The 23428-nt window shown below is 43.6% G+C and carries 18 protein-coding genes and 1 pseudogene; 12 read left to right on the top strand and 7 right to left on the bottom strand.

The annotated features are described in order from the left end of the window. Positions 1-702: 702 nt before the first annotated feature. Complete coding sequence (locus tag PN836_RS10445; protein ID WP_395338081.1) at positions 703-2853, bottom strand: winged helix-turn-helix domain-containing protein; 2151 nt, start codon at positions 2851-2853, stop codon at positions 703-705. A 137-nt stretch (positions 2854-2990) separates the two neighbouring features. Here PN836_RS10445 and PN836_RS10450 point away from each other — a divergent pair, with 137 nt between their 5' ends. Together PN836_RS10450 and PN836_RS10455 are read left to right on the top strand one after the other, a co-directional pair. Further along, positions 2991-6089: a TonB-dependent receptor domain-containing protein gene (locus PN836_RS10450; RefSeq protein ID WP_395338083.1), complete on the top strand. Its 3099-nt coding sequence runs from the start codon at positions 2991-2993 to the stop codon at positions 6087-6089. Between the two features lie 183 nt (positions 6090-6272). Then, positions 6273-6822: pseudogene (locus tag PN836_RS10455) on the top strand (transposase); the annotation flags it as partial. Between the two features lie 1258 nt (positions 6823-8080). On the opposite strand, the gene PN836_RS10460 reads toward PN836_RS10455, so the two are convergent. Then, a complete protein-coding gene (locus tag PN836_RS10460; RefSeq protein WP_395338084.1) occupies positions 8081-8851 on the bottom strand; it encodes a DUF4097 family beta strand repeat-containing protein in 771 nt (256 codons plus the stop codon). Positions 8852-9108: 257 nt separating this feature from the next. Here PN836_RS10460 and PN836_RS10465 point away from each other — a divergent pair, with 257 nt between their 5' ends. The 5 genes from PN836_RS10465 to PN836_RS10485 all read left to right on the top strand — a co-directional run bounded on the left by PN836_RS10465 (position 9109) and on the right by PN836_RS10485 (position 12841). Continuing rightward, positions 9109-10173: a C4-dicarboxylate TRAP transporter substrate-binding protein gene (locus PN836_RS10465; RefSeq protein WP_395338086.1), complete on the top strand. Its 1065-nt coding sequence runs from the start codon at positions 9109-9111 to the stop codon at positions 10171-10173. After that, entirely contained in the window at positions 10166-10672 is a 507-nt protein-coding gene (locus tag PN836_RS10470; RefSeq protein WP_395338088.1) for a TRAP transporter small permease, read from the top strand. The genes PN836_RS10465 and PN836_RS10470 overlap by 8 nt, the downstream gene beginning before the upstream one ends. Beyond that, the gene (locus PN836_RS10475) at positions 10669-11949 is read left to right on the top strand and encodes a TRAP transporter large permease (protein WP_395338090.1); all 1281 of its coding nucleotides are present in this window, start codon (positions 10669-10671) and stop codon (positions 11947-11949) included. The genes PN836_RS10470 and PN836_RS10475 overlap by 4 nt, the downstream gene beginning before the upstream one ends. Before the next feature lie 103 nt (positions 11950-12052). Beyond that, positions 12053-12520 (top strand): prepilin-type N-terminal cleavage/methylation domain-containing protein, encoded by a 468-nt coding sequence (locus tag PN836_RS10480; RefSeq protein WP_395338092.1) that lies wholly within the window; start codon positions 12053-12055, stop codon positions 12518-12520. 66 nt (positions 12521-12586) lie between these two features. Continuing rightward, a complete protein-coding gene (locus tag PN836_RS10485) occupies positions 12587-12841 on the top strand; it encodes a hypothetical protein (RefSeq protein WP_395338094.1) in 255 nt (84 codons plus the stop codon). A 57-nt stretch (positions 12842-12898) separates the two neighbouring features. Here the strand turns inward: PN836_RS10485 and PN836_RS10490 are convergent, their stop codons facing one another. Further along, positions 12899-13507, bottom strand: a complete 609-nt coding sequence (locus PN836_RS10490) for a glutathione S-transferase family protein (protein WP_395338096.1) — start codon at positions 13505-13507, stop codon at positions 12899-12901. An 82-nt stretch (positions 13508-13589) separates the two neighbouring features. Then, a complete protein-coding gene (gene ubiG / locus PN836_RS10495; RefSeq protein WP_395338098.1) occupies positions 13590-14378 on the bottom strand; it encodes a bifunctional 2-polyprenyl-6-hydroxyphenol methylase/3-demethylubiquinol 3-O-methyltransferase UbiG in 789 nt (262 codons plus the stop codon). A 44-nt stretch (positions 14379-14422) separates the two neighbouring features. Here ubiG and PN836_RS10500 point away from each other — a divergent pair, with 44 nt between their 5' ends. Then, on the top strand, positions 14423-14785 hold the full coding sequence (locus PN836_RS10500; protein WP_395338100.1) for a DUF2237 family protein: 363 nt from the start codon (positions 14423-14425) through the stop codon (positions 14783-14785). A gap of 18 nt (positions 14786-14803) precedes the next feature. Here PN836_RS10500 and PN836_RS10505 read toward each other — a convergent pair whose 3' ends face one another. The 3 genes from PN836_RS10505 to PN836_RS10515 form a co-directional block, all read right to left on the bottom strand. After that, complete coding sequence (locus PN836_RS10505) at positions 14804-15262, bottom strand: DUF4112 domain-containing protein (protein ID WP_395338102.1); 459 nt, start codon at positions 15260-15262, stop codon at positions 14804-14806. Beyond that, positions 15259-16374: a ferrochelatase gene (hemH, locus tag PN836_RS10510; protein WP_395338104.1), complete on the bottom strand. Its 1116-nt coding sequence runs from the start codon at positions 16372-16374 to the stop codon at positions 15259-15261. Before hemH ends, PN836_RS10505 begins: the two co-directional genes overlap by 4 nt. Before the next feature lie 86 nt (positions 16375-16460). Then, the gene (locus PN836_RS10515; RefSeq protein WP_395338106.1) at positions 16461-18083 is read right to left on the bottom strand and encodes an AbgT family transporter; all 1623 of its coding nucleotides are present in this window, start codon (positions 18081-18083) and stop codon (positions 16461-16463) included. Positions 18084-18286: 203 nt separating this feature from the next. Here PN836_RS10515 and PN836_RS10520 point away from each other — a divergent pair, with 203 nt between their 5' ends. From PN836_RS10520 to PN836_RS10535, 4 genes are read left to right on the top strand one after another with little or no spacing between them, the layout of a single operon-like run. After that, the gene (locus PN836_RS10520) at positions 18287-18820 is read left to right on the top strand and encodes a hypothetical protein (RefSeq protein ID WP_395338108.1); all 534 of its coding nucleotides are present in this window, start codon (positions 18287-18289) and stop codon (positions 18818-18820) included. A gap of 12 nt (positions 18821-18832) precedes the next feature. After that, positions 18833-20737, top strand: a complete 1905-nt coding sequence (locus PN836_RS10525) for a hypothetical protein (protein WP_395338110.1) — start codon at positions 18833-18835, stop codon at positions 20735-20737. A gap of 7 nt (positions 20738-20744) precedes the next feature. Further along, positions 20745-21236, top strand: coding sequence for a Rab family GTPase (locus PN836_RS10530; protein ID WP_395338112.1), 492 nt, complete (start codon positions 20745-20747; stop codon positions 21234-21236). Positions 21237-21245: 9 nt separating this feature from the next. Next, positions 21246-23405: a putative bifunctional diguanylate cyclase/phosphodiesterase gene (locus tag PN836_RS10535; protein WP_395338114.1), complete on the top strand. Its 2160-nt coding sequence runs from the start codon at positions 21246-21248 to the stop codon at positions 23403-23405. The last annotated feature ends 23 nt before the right edge of the window (positions 23406-23428 follow it).

Below are 23428 nucleotides of genomic sequence, written 5' to 3' on the forward strand. Positions count from 1 at the left end.
GAACTTTCAGCCCTACCTTACCTTCTCCCTCCTTATCGAAGAAGAGCGAGGGAACAACATGAAGGGTAGTATCGTCTAAACTCATCTTTTTATTAAAAGTAAATTCATTGCCCGATTTAGTCCTGATAATCACAAATTGAGGATTGCCAAGCCGATTGAAGAAAAAATAATCTATCTGCAAAAACACTATCACTTCAGTCCAGACATGATTGTTTGGCTACGCAGTGTGAGCACTGCACAAAACACAATGTCAAAATCATTGCTTGCATCGCGGATCTACTTATGATCAATAAGATCATCGACCATCTCGATAAGATAGCCTCGCCAATTACTACATCGTTACCATCACTGTTACCGCCACTCCGCGCCCCGCCAGTAACAACATTTGATGATAACCAAACGATCCAGCGACATGTCGACTGGGCTGCGCGCGGTCACCGTAGCCTAATCTATCGAATCTGCATCCACGCTGACAATTAAGGCTTGTTCGGCGCCCCTTCATCTATTCGTTTTCAAAATTTCCTGTACCAGCAGTCAGGTGAACCCGATTACCACTTCACGTTACGCACTCAATTCAACCTCAAAAGGCATCGATTGGTGACAGAATCGCACTCAAGTGATACCGTTATGAAGTATTGGTGAAGTAGTTAATCCTTCTTATACTCTTATCGACATGTCTTTGATTTTTATGAATTCACTTTATTACTGATGAAGCTGCTGAATAATGGAATCAGCCCGTGATATCATTTCGATGTCGACACCCGCGTAGTCTACGGTAGACAGAATTAAACGTTCTCGACTGGTATCAAAAGCCAGTGGCATTCCAGAAGGAAATGTTCGCAGCGGTGCTTTCGCTATTGTAGATACTTCTTTGTCAGTCAGATTGAGTTTATTAATTTGTTCGTGCTCAGAATAGCGCTGTAAAAAATAAATACTATTTCCCACTTTCGTCCAGCTTGATGAGCTGGCCAGCGTTTTTCCCGCTAACAAAACTTGTGGCGTAGCTTCTCGTGAAGAAAGCGAAGCCTGATAAAGCGCCTTTGTATGATCACTAAACCAAATTGTCTCACCATCATCGCTTATCGTAATCGCACCGTTTGAGTGCTGGCTTAATTTTTCAACATGATTAGTCTCCAAATTAATGGCAAAGTAACCGTCTGATTGAATGCCGATTGCGTCTGTGAATGTTGCTGAGCTGAGTATTTTTGTCCCGTCCGAAGACCAATTGGGGACAAACAAATTGCTTAAAGCATCGACATTTATTATATCAATTGCCTTCGTTCTAACGTCGAGAATAGCAATAGATGTTTCTGAGGAGGCCGATTTACGTAGCAAAAACGCAATTTGATCTCCTGAAGGAGACCACTTAGGGAAAAAAATGTTACTTTGCAAATTGGTGAGCTGGGCGGCATCGCTACCATCAATCTTGCTCATCCAAAGCTCTCGCTCACCCGATTCGTTACTAATGAAAGCCATACGCTCAGAGCGACTATCGACAGTTGGGTAACTGTATGAAAACTCAGATTGCAAAACGGGAAAGGGTAAGGCGTTAACTTCAGCTGTGGCATCTAATGCAGCAATATGACTACGAGTATTGAGGTGGTGATAATAAATGGTATCACCTGATGGAGAAAAAGTCGGATAGCTGAATCCATCAATAGCTAACTCTTCCACCTCAAAAGTATCCATATTTATTACAAAGCCGGAACGAGATTGAGAGTATTCTGCGGCAAAAACAGCGTAGTTTTGGTATGGATGCCAAGTCTTTCCTAATACATTTCGAAAGCCGGTTGTAAGACGTTTACTTTGTTTAGTTTTTCGGTCCACTAAAAACAAGTCTTCTTCGTGCAGCTGAGTGCGCCGTGTCATTAGAAATTGGCTGTCATCAGGTGAAAATACCGCATCACGATCGGAAAACTCACACTCATCTGTGCACGAAAAGCGCGCTATACGATAAGGCTGTTCGGTCAAATCCACCGTGTAAATACCAACGCTTTTTGTAAGTTCGTCAGCACCTGCATATGCCAAGGTGTTGCCGTCATTCGACAGTGCCAAAGCTGGATTAACATCTGCGCGGCAACTTGCTATTGTGTTTTGTGCTAAGGTCGTTATGTTTAGCTCCACAATGTTACAAGCGCTTAGATTCCATGCCTTTTGTACAAAAAAGATGCGTTGTCCATCTTTACTCCATACAGGCCGAGTTTCAAGATAATCGTCAAATGTAAGCTGTATCGGATCAGCATTTTGGCGCCCTAATGATTGCACATATAAATCTTGATTCTTTGTCAAAGGTCGCCAGTAATATGCTAAGAGCTCATCATTGGGCGACACTGCAGGAAACGCTTCACGTCCAGAAAGTTTAGTAACTTTGCCGTGAAAAGTATTCTCTAAGGTGTGGCTATCTTCTAGATTGGAATGCCAAAAATCGCGCCCAAATATCAATGCAACAACGGCTGCAAACATACTCAACACCAACAAGGCTGGCCTTAATTTAAGCTTCAGTCCATTAACTGCTGGTTGCTTCATGACATGTGGTTTTTCGAGCAAATAATATCCGTTTTTCCGCACGGTTCCGATTAATTCGCCCTTTTCTGTAGTGAGGGCTTTGCGCAAATGCCAAATTGCATTAGTGAGAGCTTTTTCACCAACATAGTTGTTACCTTGCCACACTCTTTCAATTAACGACTGTCTAGATACGACATTAGGATATGCTTGAACAAGACGTTCTAACACTTCTAGGAATTTAGGTTGTAAATGGACTGGCTGCTTATCTTTGTAAGTAACCATACCTGTAATGAGGTCTATGCTCACCTCATTTATAAGCAAAATCCTCTCATGATGATCTGGCGACATTCCGCTAGAGTCCTTTCAAAATAAGGCCGTAGATATTATATAGATATTAAAAGGGGAAAAAATCGATTTGTCTAGCCTTTTAAAATTACATATTAATTGAATCATCGCTACCTCGCACACTTCTGGAACGTTTTCTTATGCAAGACAATACGCACGCTCACCTTAAACCTCTAACAAAATTCAAACAAAACACGCTTTCACTTGCGATTGTATCGGCACTTCTCACAAACATCCCCTTTGCCACAGCCCAAGACCAAGGCTCTAGTGCAGACGAAACGCTAGTTGAAAAAATAAGTGTTACGGGGTCTCGAATTAAACGGTATGAGTTTTCTCTGGCTAATCCGGTCATAGTCATTAGCAAAGAGCAGATTGAAGAACTAGGCTCGCCCGATATATCAGATGCTTTGTTAGAAATTCCAACTATTATTCCCGGAATTACAGACGACTTCTCTGGCACATCAATCAATAGCAGCGGTATACAATCAATCAACCTTAGAAACTTCGGTGACAATAGAACCCTTACTCTTATTGACGGACGACGCTCTGTGTCTGAGAGCAACAACATTAATCGTGTAAGTCAAAGCAGTATGCCAGCTAGCTTTATACAGGCAGTTGAAATAGTAACCGGTGGACGTTCGTCAGTATATGGCTCTGATGCTATCGCCGGTGTAGTAAACCTTATAACGGAAAGTGGCCAAGAGGGATTTGAGGCGGACCTATTAGCACGAAAAAGCAACGACCTCGATCGCGAGAGTCAAGCAATAGAGTTTAGTTATGGCTCTAACTTTAATAACAAAAAGGGCTATATTTTTGCAGCAATTGATTATGATAATCGAAAAGCGTCTCGCTCTTCTGCAATACCACGTACGCTGCTTGAGGCCGACTGGGACTACAACAATGGCCGCAACTTTTTTAGCAATATGCTGGGAGAAGACATTCCAGCAAACGAAATATCGCCCGAAGAATACGGAAATAAAAGTGCTGATCCAGATGGTGGGCGCTTTGACAACGGCAGTTACTGGTACGATGAGCAAAATATGCTAAGAGAGAACTTTGTTACTGACCGGGACGGATTTGATTTTAGGTCTGCTGATACTTTTCAGTCGCCACGTGAGCGCATTAATATAGGCATAAAAGGCACTTACTCTCTTACCGAAGATACTGAAGCATTTTTCACTTTCTTGCGTTCAAACATTAGACAAGTCAATGTTCGTGAGCCTGAGGGAGACGATTATAATGACGTTCACCTATTAATAAACCCAGACGGCTCGGTCGACGAGAGACTGACTGCTGGTCGCATAGCACTTGACAACCCATTTGTCCCACAATTTATTAGAGACAACGAGACAAGAGACTTAAGGTGGGATCGTCGCTTTGTTGAGGTTGGACAACAGCTAAGCGACAATGATAGAACAACAACGCGAGGCTGGATTGGATTACGGGGCTTTGTATTTAGTGATTGGGATTGGGAGACCTCGTTAGGCTACGGAAAGCATAAGCAGGTGCAGACGCGATTTAATGAAATCAATATTGTAAATTTGCGCTTGGGCTTGGATGCAGAAGTAGCTGATGACGGCACCATACAGTGCGCCGACCCAGAAGCACGGGCCGCAGGTTGCGTGCCTGTTAATCTTTTTGGAAGAGGTTCAATTACGGATGATGCAGCAGATTTCATTAGAGCCAATTTGTTCACGCTGTCTGAAATAGAACAGCTAAATTTTCAGGCCTACATGACCGGAGATCTATTGGAGCTGCCCGCAGGCCCTCTTGGGGCTGCATTTGGTGTTGAATACAGGAAAGATGAACAAGATATACAACCGGGCCCACTCAACCGGCGCGGTGGACACTCTTCAGGACACGTACCGGCTTACACTGCGTCTATTGCAGTGGCAGAGGTCTTTGGTGAAATTAACGTGCCACTTCTTGAGGACATTCCAGGGATTTCTTCTTTAAGCACCGATGGGTCCTTGCGTATTGCCAATTATGATATCGACAACGTTGGAACGGTGGTTAGTTTTGGCCTTGGTATTCAGTACCAGCCGGTAGATTCTGTGTTGATAAGAGCGAGCGTAAATAGAGCGCAACGTGCACCGGATTTAACCGAGTTATTTTCACCCCCAAGAGGAGATGCTGACGTAGTAACCGACATTTGCGATGGCGTGACTCTGGACTCAGCCAGTGATCCAGGTTTAGATGGTGTTATCGCGAGCAATTGTTTGAGCGAACCAGGAATCTTAGCTGCAATTAGCGACCCAGAATCGGAAACGCCTGGAGTTTTTACCCAAGAATCTCGCAACATCTCTGGTCCAAATTCGGGAAATCCAGACTTAGTTGAGGAAGAAGCCGACACATTGACGATTGGACTTGTATGGCAGAGCGAATCCATTAAAGGTCTTAACTTCTCAGTTGATTATTACGACATTGAAATTGAAAACGTAATCACTTCTTTAAGTGGTGCCGACATTTTATCCGAGTGCTATCGAGATAATCTTACCTTCGAAACTAATCCTCTGTGTGCTGATATCACACGTAACCCTGAAGATGGCCAAATAGAAAATTTAGTTAATCGCGAGTTTAATTTAGATAGCCGCCAAACGAGCGGTGTAGATTATTCTCTCGCATACGACTTTTCTTTAGATAGCATGGGAATACCCGGTGAATTTAGTATTTCTTATAACCATACTCATATCATCAAACTACTGGATATTCGTACCGATTTTGCTGAGCAAGGTTTAATTGATGAGTTGATTACCAGCGGTCGGGAATCAGAAATTGCGACAACCATAGCAGCAGATGGACAACCCCTAGATGGATTGGACATCGACAACGACAAAGGTGAACAAGTCAGTCGCTCATTTGAAGACAGGGGTAGATTATCCCTAGCATGGTCACATAATGACTGGAGGTTATCATGGCGTACCAACTTTTATGGTTCCAGCATTGGAAGCTATCAGCTGTTGGAAGAGTACGAAGAGGCACTTCAAGAGTTTGGGAATGAGGCAGAAGAACCACTCTTTTTATATTTTGATAGCGAAATGATTCATAATGTTACTGTAAGATACAATCTAAGATTTGGTGAGCACCGCATAAGACTCTCCGGTGGCATAAATAACGTATTTAATAATAATGGCCCGTTTGCACCACTAGGCGCGCCAAGTGGAAATGCGGGCAACTTCTCTGATGGTTTTGGTTTGCAGGGGCGCTCTGGATTCGTGCGCGCTAACTATCGCTTCTAGTGAGGTGATAGTGTTTACAACGAGGCTGCCTAACAACCAGCAGTGTTGACAAAGAGTCTTCAAGTTAAGGCGCCCTGCGCGTTGTTCCACTTGAAGCGCCATGTCTGCCGGCATCGTCACTTTAAGGTCAATATAGGGGAAAACTTGCAGGCTTCAGCTTGGAAGCTCGAGTTTTTGCTAACAAAGCTGGAACGGCTCTGTCGTTACATCGCAAGACCAGGAGTGAGCGAAGAGCGCTTAAGTCTTACATCCACAGGCAAAGTCAGATACGAGCTTAAGACACCATACAATGACGGTATCACGCATGTATTTTTTGAGACGCTATACTTTATGGGGAAGCTCGCGGCTTTGGTGCCAACACCAAGGCTCAATTTGGTTCGCTTCTACGGAGTATTTGCACCTAACGCATCCGTTCGCGCAGAGGTGACCGCATCAAAACGTGGCAAGAACAGTCCTAGGCTCGACGAAGGACTCAAAGAAACCATATCACACTAGAAGCATGAGCTGGGCGCAGCGGTTGAAACGAGTCTTTAATATCGATATTACGCAGTGTGAGCACTGCACAAAACACAATGTCAAAATCATTGCTTGCATCGCGGATCTACTTGTGATCAATAAGATCATCGACCATCTCGATAAGATAGCCTCGCCAATTACTGCATCGTTACCATCACTGTTACCGCCACTCCGCGCCCCGCCAGTAACAACATTTGATGATAACCAAACGATCTAGCGACATGTCGACTGGGCTGCGCGCGGTCACCGGAGCCTAATCTATCGAATCTACATCCACGCTGAAAATTAAGGCTTGTTCGGCGCCCCTTCATCTATTCGTTTTCAAAATTTCCTGTACCAGCAGTCAGGTGAACCCGATTACCACTTCACGTTACGCACTCAATTCAACCTCAAAAGGCATCTATTGGTGACTGAATCGCACTCAAGTGATACCGTTATGAAGTATTGGTGAAGTAGTTAATCCTTCTTATACTCAAATCGGTAGATGAGGGGATAAGGGAAAGATGAAAATTCACTTATCAAACGATAACTCATTCTATGGAACTAGGTAGATATTAGAATGAACACTCATAAAAAGAAATCTTCTTACACATTTACAATTTCTTGTTCGCTCGTTTTTTTGGTTTTGTTTTCCTTGGTGTTCTATACAGACATAAAGGTTACACAATTAATTAATCTTTTTATTTTTCTTTTTGCTGTAGAAACAGCTCTATGTTTTCGCAACGGTTTAATGCCTATCAGGACGCTAACAGACAATAATCACGGCTCTGGTTTGGATGCATCTTTTCAGATGTATTACCCTTTCTGTTTTATATCACCACTCCCTTTCTGTATTTTAGTCTATCGAGACGAAAGTATATTAATTAGGATTGAAAATAGTTTGACGGCGGCTAGTCCTGACGTGTTTTTTGCATATTGCGTATTTCATTCAGTTTTTATGCTAGGCGTGTTCTCGATTTTTTCATTATATTCAAAAATAATGCTTAGCTACACGTCAATATGTCTCTCTGCTCACATGCTTATGACTAGATTCGCTCTTCCCGTTTTATTGGCAGCATTGATATCGCTTTTCCTTTTACCAGCGCTTTTATTAAAAGACTTATCGTACCTGTTCGATGACCAATTCTGGATGGGCGGCTTTGGCCGATCACTGGTTCTGGGACTACATATTTTTATGCTTAATCTACTTTTATTTTTCTTTATAACGTCATGCTTGCGTTTATTTTTCATGGTTATTAATAGTTTAAGAGGAGTTTTTAATGTCAACGGAAAATAATACAGAACAAACCACAGACAACACTGATGCACAAGCGGTACTTGATCAAGCAAAACGGTATTGAATAGAAAGATTATGAGTGCGACACCTGTTGCTAGAATAAATTAGAGAAGTCGACGAGCGTTTATATACCGCAAAACGCAAGGGAAGAAACTGCGTCGTTGCGCATAGCGAGCACGGTCGTTCCTAGGTCCGCCGCTTATCGACTCTGGTGAATAAACGATTCGATATTGGAGTAGTCTAAATCGCCTGAGCCGTCTTCAATTACATTAATCGATTGGGCACCGTGTACATCAATATCCCCCGATGTATCCTTAATCTCCACATCGCCCTGTGCATTAAATATCTCTATATCGCCAGACGTGTCCGTGATGACGACATTCCCTTCGATATTTCGCACGAGTAAATCACCTGAGCGATCTCTAATGGTGGCTGAGTCAGATATATCTATAATGCTTAAGTCCCCTGAGCGGTCCTCTATATCAACCATACCACCTATGTTACGAATATGAAGGTCGCCTGATCTGTCTTTTACTTTAAGCGATTGATTAATATCCTTAATTGTCATATCACCTGAGCGCTGTTCCACTTGAAGCGCCATGTCTGCCGGCATCGTCACTTTAAGGTCAATATAGGGGTGAGCAGTCCAAGAGCCATTTTGCGAAGAATGGTGAGATGCCAAAAATGCTGTTGTCCCTCGTTTTTCTAAGCCCAGCTCGTAATCGCGCGCTTGCGTTGTTCTAATTTTAGCTAGCACCACTATTTGCTTTTGCCCTTCAACACCGACAATATCAATATCGCCTACGCTGGTATCAACGGCAAACGAAGTGAGCTCTTCAGCATCAAGCTCAAGCCTTTCATCAAGCTTTACATCGGCCGTATTGAAGTCAGAGCCAACACTAATAACGCAGCCAGAGGACAACATCAACGCACAACCTACACAAACTCCCGCGATTAACTTAAATTTCATCTATCCATTCCAAATTTCAATTGCTTTAGCACAGGCAATTACAAGTCTTGTACCACTATTTTAACCATATGATTTTTATCTAAAAAACTCTCAACTAACGAAAACCTTGAACACTTTATGTTAATGAGCTGGCTAAACATTGGTGTATTTGCCTAATTAGTTAGTGGGTACACATTTTGTTAAAGAGGAGATTTTGCATAGTGAATATATCTACCCTATGCTAACTGATACCCATCCTTAACAAGCATTAATGATCTGTGCGAACTTATTTAAAGCGTATCGTATTCACTGCTCTTATTTTATGTCTTGGCCTGACCAGTGCCTGCCAAAAGAATGCAAAGGATGACGATTTCACAATCACTCTGCGGCTTAGCCACGTATTTAACGTGAATGAAGAGCTAGCGCAATCCATTGAATTGGTGGCTAAACGCATCAACGAGAAAACTAACGGGGCGGTTAGAGTACTGACCTACCCTGGGGCTCAAATTGCTGCATATAAAGACGGCGTCGAAATGGTAGTTCGCTCAGCCTACTTTATTTCAGTCGAGGACCCATCGTATGTGGGTGACTATGTACCGGAGTTTACCGCACTTGTTGGACCTATGCTCTACAATAACTACGACGAATATAGGGAGCTTATTAAAACGCCTCTAGTGCAAGGCTGGGTGAAAAAGCTCGAAGACAAAGGTATAAAAGTCCTCTCATTGGAATACATTTTTGGTTTTCGAAACTTAATCACCGATAAAGTCATCACCACCCCTGAAGACTTAGAAGGGCTTAAACTTCGTACCCCCGGTAGTAAGCTATTTATTGAAACCTTGACCGCCATGGGAGCAAGCGCAACGCCTTTGCCATGGGGCGAAACCTTCAGCGCCTTGCAGCAGGGCGTGGTAGACGGGCTCGAAGGCTCTGAATTTACTAATCTTGGCACAAAAGTGTATGAAACTGGCAAAAAGAATGTAGCGTTAACCAAACACTTTTTGGGCACCTGCGGGGTCTATATCTCCACACAGGTGTGGTCAAAAATTCCGCCAAAGTATCAAAGCATCATTGAATATGAATTTGCATATGAAGCGCAGCAAATGATTCAAGGCCTCAAGAATAAACATGAACAAGTGATACAAGAGCTCGAGCAAAATGGTGTGCAATTTAATGAAATTGATAGAGCGGCCTTTGAAGCTAGAACAATAGATCTATACGATGGAAAGTTACCGGGCGTCACCATTGATATGTATCAGCAAATTCAGACTGAGCTAAAAAAAATCAGAGCAAAACAAACGCAATTGACGAGCGAGCAAACAAGCGAATCGAGCGATGAGTAAACTTCAAAGCGCTTTTTTAACATTACTTCACTACTTCGAAGAAATACTGTGCAGCGCACTGCTAGTGATCATGATTACACTAGTGATCATAAACGTATTTCTTCGCTATCTATTTGATTATTCAATTTTTTGGGCAGAGGAAGTCGCAACCATTTGTTTCGTTTGGTGCGTGTTTGTTGGTGCAAGTGCAACGTACAAACATAAGATGGACATAGGGGTTGATATTATTGTCGCAAGCGCGCCACCCGCACTGGAAAAATGCTTGCGCATTCTGGTTAACATCGTTTTGCTCGCCATCAATGCTTACATCTTCTATATGTCCATAGTGTTCACGCATATTGCGTGGGGAAAGCCAACGGCAGTGCTTGGCGTGAGCTCAGCTGCACTTAATTCTGCGTTGATTGTCGCCTTCGGACTCATTACAGTCTACACCCTAAAGTTTTTGTATCAAGACATATTGGTATTTTTAAACAAAGCGCCACCAAGGAATACCTTGTGATTTATTTACCCATTGTTTTGCTATTTGTATTGTACTTTTTGGGTATTCCCATCGCCTATGCTTTGCTAGGCTCTGCCATTTTTTACTTCACCTTCTTTGATGCCGGCATGCCTCCCGACCTCGTCTTGCAAAAGTTCATTAGTTCAGCGGCATCTTTTCCCCTGTTGGCCATACCCTTTTTTGTGATGGCAGGGTCGGTGATGAACTATTCTGGGATAAGCAAAAAGCTCATGCAAATGGCGGATGTACTCACTGGGCATTTAATTGGGGGCTTGGCGCAGGTCAATGTAGTGCTAAGTACCTTCATGGGCGGTATTTCTGGTTCAGCAAATGCTGATGCCGCGATGCAGAGTAAAATCTTAGTCCCGCAAATGGAAAAGCGGGGCTATAGTAAACCGTTTTCCGCTGCTATTACGGCCGCATCTTCTGCTATCTCGCCTGTCATTCCGCCGGGGATAGTAATGATTATCTATGCCCTAATTGCACAAGTGTCAGTTGCCGAGATTTTTGTGGCCGGTTACGTACCGGGTTTGCTGATGGCGGGCGCACTTATGATCACCGTTTCGCTGATTGCTAAAAAGCGTCAATACAAACCCTCGAGAGTAAAACGCGCGACGCGGGGCGAAATCGGCAAACAGCTTATTGATTCTATCTGGTCGCTTTCTCTCCCTTTTGGCATTATTTTAGGTTTACGATTTGGCTTGTTTACGCCAACGGAAGCTGGCGCGATGGCCGTATTAGCCTCTATCCTGATTGGTGTGTTCGTTTATCGCGAACTGACCCTTAGTCACATCAAACCGATTCTGTTGGAAACCGTGTACGGAACGGGCACGGTGGTGCTGATTATTGTTGCTGCATCGGTCTTTGGTTACTACCTTACTTGGGAGCGCATTCCACAAGCATTTACGCAAGTGCTCCTCGATTTCACATCGGATAAGTACGTGATGCTGGGTGTAATTAATATTTGCCTGCTCATTATCGGCATGTTTTTAGAAGGGGGTGCGGCACTGATTATTCTGGCGCCCCTGTTAGTCCCTGTTGCGGTGGCGTTAGGAATAGATCCCGTGCATTTTGGTATGATTTTAATTGTCAATATCATGATTGGTGGAGTAACCCCGCCCTTCGGCACGATGATGTTTACCACATGTTCAGTCACTCAAGTCCCTGTGAGGGACTTTATGCGAGAAATTTGGCCATTCATCCTCGCCTTGTTGCTTGCGTTGCTAGTGGTCACTTATGCGCCAGCAATTGTGCTCTTTTTACCGAGTTTATTGTGAAATAAAGCCGGAATCTCATAGCAACAGCAGCGCACTCTAGTGGTTTTCAATCAGCGGCCGATAAACTGAATACATTCGTCGAAGTTTGATCTTAAAAACATTCATGCATAAATACTCAAAGGGCTTTACATTAATAGAGCTGGTCATTGTGATTATCATTATTGGCATAATCGCAATCACGGCCGCTCCTCGATTTATCGAACTAGGCAGCGATGCACGAATTGCAACTTTAGACTCGCTGGAAGCAAACATGCTAAGTGCAGCAAACTTGGTGAATGTAAAGGCGCGAATCGAAGACAAAACAGATTGTGCATCTGACCCAATCATCGAGATGGGTGGTCAAAACATTACACTGCGCTGCGGGTATCCATGTCCCCATCCCAATGGCATTGCGCGCACGCTCGTAACGGATGATAGTGTGCAGTGGATTGGAGGCAATTGTGCAGGTCTATTAGGAAGAATAGAAGCTAGACTTAGTAAAGCGCCTGACCCTACAAATTGCAAATTGCGGTATGCAGCCTCAACTGGAACCGCACCACCGTTTATCATCAAAACGACTAGCGGATGTTAATACAAAAAAGAGCGAATTGTGAGCTTGTTACGTAGTCTTTTTATCGACTATATTTGAGCTATACGCATGCACTATCTTTTTGCTCTATTGTTTTTAAGTTTGGTTACTGGATTTATTCTCGGCGATAATAAAGGCCTGTATGTGATATTTATGCCGCTGACTATTATTCCATTCTTCTATTTTTCGAAAATCGGTGCAAAGCGCAAAGAAAATGCCGAACAACAAAAAGAAACCATGTCATTTTGGCAAACCCCAGTACCTTACTTGCTCGCAGTATTTTTGATTTTTGTCATTTCAAATATCGTTAGCAACCTGTTCTGACAAGTTTGCAACTACTTTAAATGGCTTAAGGGATAATCTCACAAAGTAGTCCTTACTTCATGCATTGGCGGACGGTCGGCTATTTATATCTGCATACCAACGCCGAAGATTTTCATGCTCCTCACCAAGTTTAATTTTCACGACCCTGGCAAAGTCAATTGCACACAGCGCTGTTATATCTGCAATACTAAAGCGCTCTCCCGAGATAAACGCGTTCTCTGCAAGGCGTTTTTCTAATACACGTAAATACTTGCTTGCGTTTATCCCCGCTTCTTTACCGTACTCAGGCACCGGCGTCATGCGGTCTTTAAAGTGGCCAGTGGAATGCTGAAAGCACATGCCTATTTGCATAAATAAGCAGAATTCGACTTGGCGCTGCCACATCATTACCTGCGCTTTTTCAAGGGCTGTCTCGCCAAATAGATAAGGTGCTGGCTGCAAGGCTTCAAAGTAAGTACAAATTGCGTCACTTTCGCCAATGCATGTGCCATCATCAAGCTCCAGAACTGGAATTTTGCCTATTGGGTTTTTGGCGCGCATCTCTTTTGATAAGTTCTCGCCTGCAGTCAAGTCAACTTGCACATACTCCATATCGATGCCCTTTTCCGCTAAGAAAATACGCACGCGGCGAGGGGTAGGAGCGGTTTTTGTGTCATATATCTTCATATTAGGTCTCTAGAATCTTAAAGTTGCTACTCGTTTTTTAACGTCGCTTATTGCGCCTCGCTATTTATCTTCGCTTACGCACTTATTGTTTCTTTGTAAGAGCCGGTAGTTTTCGGTAAATCTGCACATAATTGACGGCGGTACTCTTGCTTAAATTCCATTGTTTAGTAAACAAATTGTATTTCATGCCTTTTTCTTCTATGAGCTGCATACGATTAATTGAGGCCCAACTATTAAGCTCCAGCGGCTTAATGAACATATGCCAGTTGTGAGTGCCAATGGGCAAATATCGCATAATGTATTCAGCGCCAACTATGCCAATAATAAATGATCGCAGCGTTCTATTTAGCGTGGCCAGCACAATGCAGCCACCTTCTTTTGTCAGCTGGCTACACTGCGAAATAAGCTCTTTGGGCATGGGGACATGCTCCACCACCTCAGCATTGATCACAACATCAAATTGGCGTGCTTCTTTTAGCATGTGTTCCGCGAGCATGTGTTTGTATTCGATGTCTAAGTTACTTTTCAAAGCGTGTCGTTTTGCCACCTGGACGCTCGTTTCGCTAGCATCAATGCCCGTTACAATTGCACCGGCTCTTGCCAAAGCTTCACTGACCAGACCACCGCCGCTTCCAACATCTAAGACTCTCAAAGCTTTTAAACAATCTATTGAATGAGGATTACGGTCAAAATGAATGGCTATTTGTTCAATAAAATACTCTGTTCGAGCGCGATTGAACTCAAGTGCTGTTTTAAACTTACCCTTTGGATCCCACCAGTTTTCAGCGAGCTTATCGAACTTAGCAATTTCCTCTTTCGAAATATTCTGCTCATCTTCTCTCGTTTTAGTAAGCTTACTTTTATCTAACATCGTATACCCTTGCTATACACTCTAATACTTGATGGAACTCACGCATGGCGAATGAAAAAAACGTACTTGGCGGCGCACTTCAACTGTGCTGCGGTAATACTGGTTTTACCCGCGAGGGCTTCTGCTACGTGCCCAATAGCGATTACGGAAACCACAGCATTTGTGCCATTATGACCGACTCCTTTCTTCAATACTCAAAAGCCGCCGGAAATGATTTGATCAGCCCTAACCCGCACTATCAATTCCCCGGTCTTAAAGCGGGTGACCGATGGTGCCTTTGCGCAGTGCGTTGGCGCCAAGCCCTTGCTGTGAATGCTGCACCACTGGTCATTCTTGCCGCCTGCAATATCAAAGCACTAGAAATTGTCAGCCTTGAAGATTTAAAAAACCACGAGTACAAAGCTTGAATCGCGTTGCTTGAGCCGCTAATTTTGCTTGTCTTCCCACTCTTTTAGCATTTTTGCTCGCAGCTTATCAATTTCAGCCTTATTTTCGCTTACCCACCATAGCTCTAAAATACGCACATTGCGCTGGTTGGCTTTAAAGAATATGTCGACTATATCGCCTAAAACGGGAACAAACCCTAACAACCAATCAATGAAAGTGTTAATCAGCATCTTTGTTTTTAACGGCTTTGGAATACCCAGTTTATGCGCTAAGTGCACAATGCGCAGTGACGCAAACAACATAATCGTATCACCCACCACTGGAATCAGCCCCACAAGAAAATCTAGACCGACTTTAATATTGATAATGGGCAAACGTACCGCCGTATCGAGCAAATTTCCAAGCGCCTGCGCTTGAGTGAGTTCCTTCGGGGCTTTGATATTGCCATGCTCATCAAGCTCAACGCTTGTGGACGGTAGCACTTTCCCCCTGCTCATTTAGTCGCACCTAAGGACTTAGCGAGTGCATTGCGTTGCTGGTAGTCTTCTTTTTCACCTTTAGACAAGTTGTTGCTTATTTGCGCGTTCACATGCCATCCAACCAAGTTATCTTTGATAAGGCAAAACAACATGTCCAAATGTGCGTCGTCACTATTTAAGCATTCAATATATTCGTAACGCTCGCCACCGGCCTGTTCAAAATATTCACGATTTTCTTCACCAATTTCCTCAATGGTTTCCAAACAATCAGAGGAGAAGCCAGGACACACTACTTGCAATGATTTAATCCCTTCACTGGGTAATTTTTTTAGGGTTTCATCTGTATAGGGCTTCAGCCATTCTTCTCGACCAAAACGTGATTGAAAGCTAGTCATATATTCATCTGCCGAAATACCAAGTTTTGCTGCTATCAGGCGCGATGTTTTATGGCACTCACAATGATACGGGTCACCATTGAGCAGATACCGCTTGGGAATGCCGTGATACGAAAACAGGAGCTTATCAGCTCGCCCGTTCTCATCCCAATGCGCCTTAATTTTGTTGGCAATGCAGTCAATGTAGTCTGCTCTGTCATGATAGTGACTAATAAAACGTAAATCCGGCAACCATCGACGCTTTGTGAAGTCCTCTGCCAACGCGTCAAAGGTAGACCCGGTCGTTGATGCACAATATTGAGGGTAAAGAGGTAGCAACAGTATTTTTCGCGCACCTTGAGCGAGCAAACGCTCAACTGCGTCTGAGACTGAAGGGCGACCATAGCGCATTGCATAGTCTACAAGCACGTCTTCGCCAAAATGCTCTCGACAGCGCTTTTCTAAGCCTTGCGCCTGATGTTTGGTATGCGTTAATAGCGGTGAACCATCTTCGGTCCACACTGTTTTGTAGGCCTGTGCAGAGCGCTTCGGCCGTATATTCAAAATGATGCCGTTAAGTACAAACCACCAAATAGCTTTAGGCACCTCCACCACACGGGGGTCAGACAAGAACTGTTTTAAATAAGGACGTAGCGCCTGTTTGGTAGGTGCTTCAGGTGTCCCTAAGTTGCTTATAACAATCCCTATTTTATCAACTTGTGCGTGGGTAAAGGCGTCCTGCGAACGATACTTCATATTGCTTGTTAGTCTTATGATTGAGTTTTAATAGTGTTCCATACGCACAGCTGAAAGCTTTGGACTTTTTCAGGCTTTTACACGCTTTAAGGTACTGGATTGTAATACGTTGCCGCACCTGGTCCAACCGGAAGACCAAACAGAAATACCCATGTGTAAAACAAGATGCTCCACCCAACGATAAACGTTAAGGTGTAAGGCAACATCGTGGCAATGAGCGTCCCCATCCCAAGATCTTTTTTGTAGCGGGCCGCTATTGCGAGAATCAATCCAAAATAACTCATCATTGGCGAAATTACATTGGTAACTGAATCCCCGATTCGATAAGCCGCTTGAATAAGCTCGGGCGCAAAACCAATCAGCATTAACATAGGAACAAAGATAGGCGCGGTAACCGCCCATTGCGCCGATGCGCTGCCAAGAGACAAGTTCACAATACCGCACATTAAAATAAACAGTAAGAATACCTCGGGGCCATCTAAACCGGTTGCTTGTAAAAAGGCTGCGCCTTTTACCGCTAGAACCGTGCCTAAGTTCGTCCATTTGAAAAACGCAACAAATTGAGCGGCAAAAAATACAAGGGTGATATACAAGCCCATTGAACTCATTGATTTTGCCATCGCATCTATCACATCGCGGTCGTTTTTCATCGTACCTGCGATTCGACCGTAGACAAAACCAGGAATAGCAAAGGTAATAAATATAAACGCGACAATGCCTTTTAAAAATGGTGAGCCAGCTACTTCGCCTGTCTCAGGATGTCGCAGAATACCGTTCTCTGGCACGATGGTTAATGCTAGCACGGCACACACGGCAACAAATGCTACGCCAGCCCACTTCATCGCTTTAATCTCTTGGGAAGTAGGAACATCCATTTGCTGTTTGCCAAGGTCGATAGCCGCTTCGCTGGGGTCGTATACACCCAAACGAGGCTCCACTATTTTTTCGGTAACAAATGCCCCCATAATGGCAACTGCAAAAGTACTGACGAACATGAAATACCAATTTACTTCCGGACCGACCACATATTCGGGATCAATCATGCGTGAAGCATCTTGCGTAATTCCGGCGAGCAATGGGTCTACCGTTCCTAATAACAAATTAGCACTGTAACCGGCAGAAACACCCGCAAATGCAGCAGCAAGCCCGGCTAAGGGGTGACGCCCAAGTGAATGAAAAATCATTGCTGCGAGCGGAATTAATACTACATAGCCAAGCTCTGAAGCGGTATTTGACACCACGCCTGCAAATACAATGACAACGGTAACTACCTGCTTAGAAGCATTCATCACCATAGAGCGCATCACGGTGCTCAAAAGACCGGAGTGTTCTGCAACCGACACGCCAAGCAGCGCGACAAGCACTGTGCCAAGGGGCGCGAACCCCGTAAAATTAGTCACTAAGCCTGTCACAATGCGCTGCAAGCCTTCCGCATTCATTAGAGATATAACTTCAATAATGCCGTCGGCCTCACGCCCCTTTGAGCCAATTGGACGCGGATCTGCCACGCTGACATCGAAGTATCCTAAAATGCCACTGAGCACGACGATGAAAAGCGCTAAGGAAGCAAACAGAGTAATTGGATGAGGTAATAAGTTGCCCAGCCACTCTACACCAGATAAAAAGCGAGAGAACCAGCCTGAATTTTGCGGCGAGCCATTGGGAAGGTTTGAATTAGACGGGTTCGAGGATGAGCTACTGGACGACAAAAGAAAACTCGCTTGTTGTTATAATCTTGTAAATACTACCTAACTTCCTGAGAATTTTCATATTTAATTGTCTGAAGCATCTAAGTTGTGTACAGTCGTGTAGCTTTATAGAGACAGTTAAAGCGATATTTTTTGTATATGTGCTATAAGTAGCTATGTGAGCACTTGCTAGCATTACTTTGCAACGATACGGGCGGGAAACTATGGAAAAGAAATCCAGCGGTAGTGTAAGTCCACAGGCTTCTAATGACGCGTTTTCAGACTTAGAACAGCTTAGGCTAATTGTTTTCGGACAAGCAAAGCAGGCACTTGAAGATAAAATTGACGCGCTCAACCAACGTGTAAGCGATGAAATGAATATGCTTCAGGAGCAGGTGAATCAACGCCACTCTGAGTTACTAGAAAAACTTGCCGAGAATCACAGCACCCTTTTGCAAAAACTGAATGAGCTAGACGAGCAGCAGCAAAGCGACAAATCTGATTTATCTGAATCTATTGCATCTGTGGCGAGCGAATTGGAGATGGCAGACAACGCTAGTAAAGATGATTCGCAGGCGCTACATAAACGTATAGATCAAGAAGTCGATGACATTCAAGATGCGCTTAATAAAGCGGTTGCCCAGTTGAGTGAGAAGCTCGACACCATGAACAATAACTTGGCGACTAGCAAGACTGACCGCAAAATTTTGGCAAAACTCCTTGCTAATGTTGCGACTAACTTAGACGCCGACGAATAGATAGTTCGCCCAATGAGTGAACGCTCAACGAGTGATCCAAAGGTGACTCAATCTTCCAAAGGTCTGCAAAGCGAGCTGGATTCTTCGAATCTTGTAAAGCAAAAAGCCATGGATAAAACTCAATCAAAAAGGCATGGGTTATCCGAGCATCAAAAACCGGATGATGCCCTGCTGCAAATTGAAAAACTTCGAGAAATTATTGTAAGACCGGCACTTACCGAGCATGACGAGCAGCGCAAAGAGAAGCTTCGTCAAGATGTCACTCAGGTATTCACCCAAGCCCTTTATGACAGAGAACACCTAGATGCAAGTGTTAGCGCTAGCTTAGTACCCCACATACAAAAATCTGTGAAGCATGCCATGCTTTCGCAAAAAAAAGAGTTCACCAATGCCATGTTTCCTCTTGTGGGTGGACTCGTGCGCAAATATGTGACGGTGTTGCTTAGAGATTTTATTGAAAAAACGAATCAGCTTATTGAAAACAGTCTGTCGATAAGAGGATTAAAGTGGAGATTCAATGCTTGGCGCTCAGGCATTCCATTTGCAAAGTACGTAATATCACAAACTTATGTGTATCAGATAGAACAAGTGCTGCTGATTCATCGTGACACCGGTACCTTGCTCAATGCCGTTAATCATTCACGAGAAGATCATGAAGACTCGGTGCTTGTGTCGGCTATGCTCAGTGCAATCAACGATTTTGTCAGCGATTCATTTTCAAAAGACCAAACAAATCAAGAGCAACAACTTGATGAAATAAAAACCGATGAACTAACCTTATTACTTATCCAAGGCCCAAGCGCAATGTTGGTAGCCGCAGTAAATGGAAATATTTCTCCTCAAGGTAAGCTTTATCTAAGAGAAGCTATGGAAAGACTGCATTCTCAGTTCAGTGCTCAATTTGAAAACTTTGACGGCAACACTGAGGATTTGGCCGGCAGTACCGAATTACTCGAAACCTGTTTGGTGTCGGAATTCAAAGATAAAGCGCAAGGAAGTACCAAAAACCATCCCGAAAAACAGGAAACACCGATTTTTGCAATCACGCTTGTATTTATAATATTGCTTGGTATTGCTTACTGGTGGTATCTGCACTGGCAAACTGCTAGTGCGGTGGGCAGACTAAATGAAGTGACATCAATTGAGTCAATCGTTCCAATTTCTATTGAAAAGCAAGGTATTCACAGTATCCATTTACGCTACTTGAGTAGCAAGGACGCTGAAAACAATGGAATTACTGACTTTATAAAGGAAGCGGATGTCCCAGAAGATTGGGTACATCTATTCAATTATCCACTTTTACCGCAGCAAAATGCCGTTTTTAACGAAAAATTGACCTATATCTTATCCATGTTGCCATCGTTATCGTATGATAATCAACGCGCAAGCTTTTCCGGCCAGTTATCCGCTCAAGAGTATGACCAGCTAGTGGTGCTAAACAACGCGCTTGAGACGACAAGTGGAAGAAGTATAGATACATCACAAGTCATCATTACGCAGGCTGAGGCGGCGGATGAACTTGATATCAACATGCAGGCACTGGAGCAACTATCGTCGCAAATATCGCAATATCAAGTCGACTTTGCCATATCAAGCAGCGTGGTAGATGCTAGCCAGCAAAACAAGCTTGAGATGATTGCCCAACGCTTTAATGCTATCCGCGCGCTTGGCGATACTCTTGGCAAGAAAAGCTATTTGCTTGTTATTGGCAGTAGTGATAATTCAGGCGTTTTAAGTGATAATATCGAGTTAGGTAAAACAAGAGCAGATACGGTGGCTCAAGTCCTAATAGATATGGGTATTGATGAAAACGAAATACTATTAACAGGTGTACTCCCCGTCGATGTTGGCGGACGCTCAGTGAACGCGAGGAAAACTCTCGTAACTGTCATTCATTCAGACGCTGCAAGGAATTGATAGCGATATGTTGCAAAAGAAGATTTGCATATTAGGTCCCTCTGGTGTTGGAAAAACAAGTTTAATTAAACGCTATGTTGATGGCATTTTTTCGGATAAATACCTGACTTCCATTGGTGTGAAAATCGATAAGAAAATGGTGCATTCGACTTACACGCCTGTGCAGCTTTTGCTATGGGACTTAGAAGGCGTTGACAAGTACTGTGGTTTTAATCCACGGTACTTGAGAGGCGCATCAGCGATTATTTATGTTGCAGACCAATCTCGATTCGCCTCAGTTGCTGAGGTGATGGAAATCTACGCTTTAGCACAACAGCATGTGGATATACCTTCGGTTATGACGATTAACAAAAGTGATTTACCTGCATCCATCGGGTGGGATGACGACATCATGCAAAAACATCAAAGCGCCTTTGATTCAGTCTTCCTTAGTAGCGCAAAGACTGGGGAGTCGGTTGATGCGATGTTTGAGCGTGTTGCACAACTTGTAACGGCATAGGCCTTTTTTATGCATTCTTCTCTTATTCAAGCTCTCGGTATTGTGGATTGCGTTATCCTGCAACGCATGCAAGATAAACAATTTCAAATCATCCAAAACAACATGCAGTGGTTTCCGCGGCTTTTTGATACCAAGGAAGACCAACATCTTATCGACCTGAATGGTCAGTCTTTGTTTTTGAGTGACTTTTTAGTTGATGCGGTGAATTTTTGGAATATGCACAGCATCGGACAAGTAGAGTCAGGGATTTGGACTGAGCAGCGTGGTGATGATCAGTTTTACTTAGAGGCAGTTGCAGCAAGCACAGAAGACGCGCAGTATCTGGTAATCAAGAACGTCCACCAAGACTTTCAAAAAAAGCAAGAAACTTTGCAGGTCGCCAGAGAGCTACTGATTTCAAATGATGAAATAGTGGAGCGCCACGATTATTTAAATGAACGTTTACGATCAATGCTTATTGATGGCGTTGAAGAGATAAGTGGCTTGCCTTTATATGACGCTATCCAAATGGCAGATATCGGTGTCATCATTTTAGATGCACAGCTCATGGTTCAAGAGACAAATCCCGCAGTTAGGCAAATTTTTGAGATGCCACCAACAGCGGATGCCAGCAGCATTTTTAAAACCTTAAGTGATTTGCTCAGCCGTCAATTCCCTGAGAAAGAGCAATTGTTCAAATCTTATCATCCCTTTAGTGGTGAACTATACTGGCATCAGCCTCCACTTTTACACAAATGGCTAAAGACCGACATTCAGCCCATAAAGGGCAATAGCGGAGAAGTTAATAATTGGGTGGTAACCATAAGTGATGTCACTAGAATCAAATACCTAACCCAGACTAACGAAGAACTCGTTCTGCATGACCCACTCACCGGTCTTCCAAATCGGCAGTATTTTTGGCAGGAGTTAAATCGACAAACTGGCGCGCATAATGAGTTGCAGCTTTTGGTCGTCGACATCGTTAATTTTAAAAAAATTAATGAGTCCTTCGGCTATACTCAAGGCGATGAGCTTCTTAAGCAGTTCTCTTCGCGCATCAAGAGCTCCCTGCCTTCGGGAGTATTTATGGCAAGAGTAGGAGCGAATGAATTTATGGTCATTTACCCTCAGTCAGAGCAAGTCGATTCGCAAGCTGAAACATCGCTCGTTGAAGCGCCCAACAAAAGCAGGCGCGACCTTGGAAACAGAGTGTTGGAGTTAGTTGCTGCCCCCTTCTACTTAAACAATGCGACTCGATGCGAGCTTAAAGTAAAAGCAGGGATATCATGTTTCCCAACAGACGCAAGCTCGCCAGAAGAATTACTTAATTGTGCGGATTTGGCCCTGACTAGCGCCAAACGCAGTGACGAACTAGATTCTCTAAGCTACAGCTCAGAGTTGAAAGTTGCCTCACAGCGCCGAATAATGCTAGAAAATGCACTTAAAATGGGGCTAGATCAGGGGCAACTTGAACTTTACTTACAGCCTATTTTTGACCTAAAAGACAGTCGAATTATCAAAGCTGAGGCATTACTAAGATGGCGCTTTGGTGAGCAACAAGTATCACCAGATGAATTTATTCCCATTGCAGAGAGTAGCGGACTGATAAACCTACTCGGGCGTTATGTCATTAAGCATGCTTGTATCTTGGTGTCTAAGCTAAACGCGCAAGGGATCACCATTCCCGTGTCGATAAATTTCTCACCAAAGCAGATCCATGATTCAAATCTTATCGACTACATTCGAGAATGTATGACTAATTCAAGTATTGCCTCCGACGCCTTAGAGTTGGAAGTCACTGAAGGTGTCTTTGTACACGACTATGAAAAGGTCAGTGGTTTTTTGCAAGCCATAAAAGAAACGGGCTTAAGTGTATCGGTGGACGACTTTGGAACGGGCTATAGCTCATTATCCTATCTTAAACATCTTCCGATTGACGCACTCAAAATTGATCGCTCCTTTATCAGTGATGTCGCGCTAAACGAAGACGACCAAGCAATCGTCAGTGCTATCTTAGCAATGGCTTCTAAATTGAAACTTCAGGTTATCGCTGAGGGAGTGGAAACGTCACCACAAATGAACTATTTGCTTGATAATAGCTGCTCACAAGCGCAGGGTTTTATCTTTAGTGAAGCGTTGCCTGTAGACGCTTTCATCTCCTTGTATCAATCAAAGGCTGATAGCCACTAATCATGCCCAAAGCACGATCAAAA

The sequence above is a fragment of the Ningiella algicola genome, from assembly GCF_028401415.2.
In the GTDB taxonomy this organism is placed as follows: Bacteria; Pseudomonadota; Gammaproteobacteria; order Enterobacterales; family Alteromonadaceae; genus Glaciecola.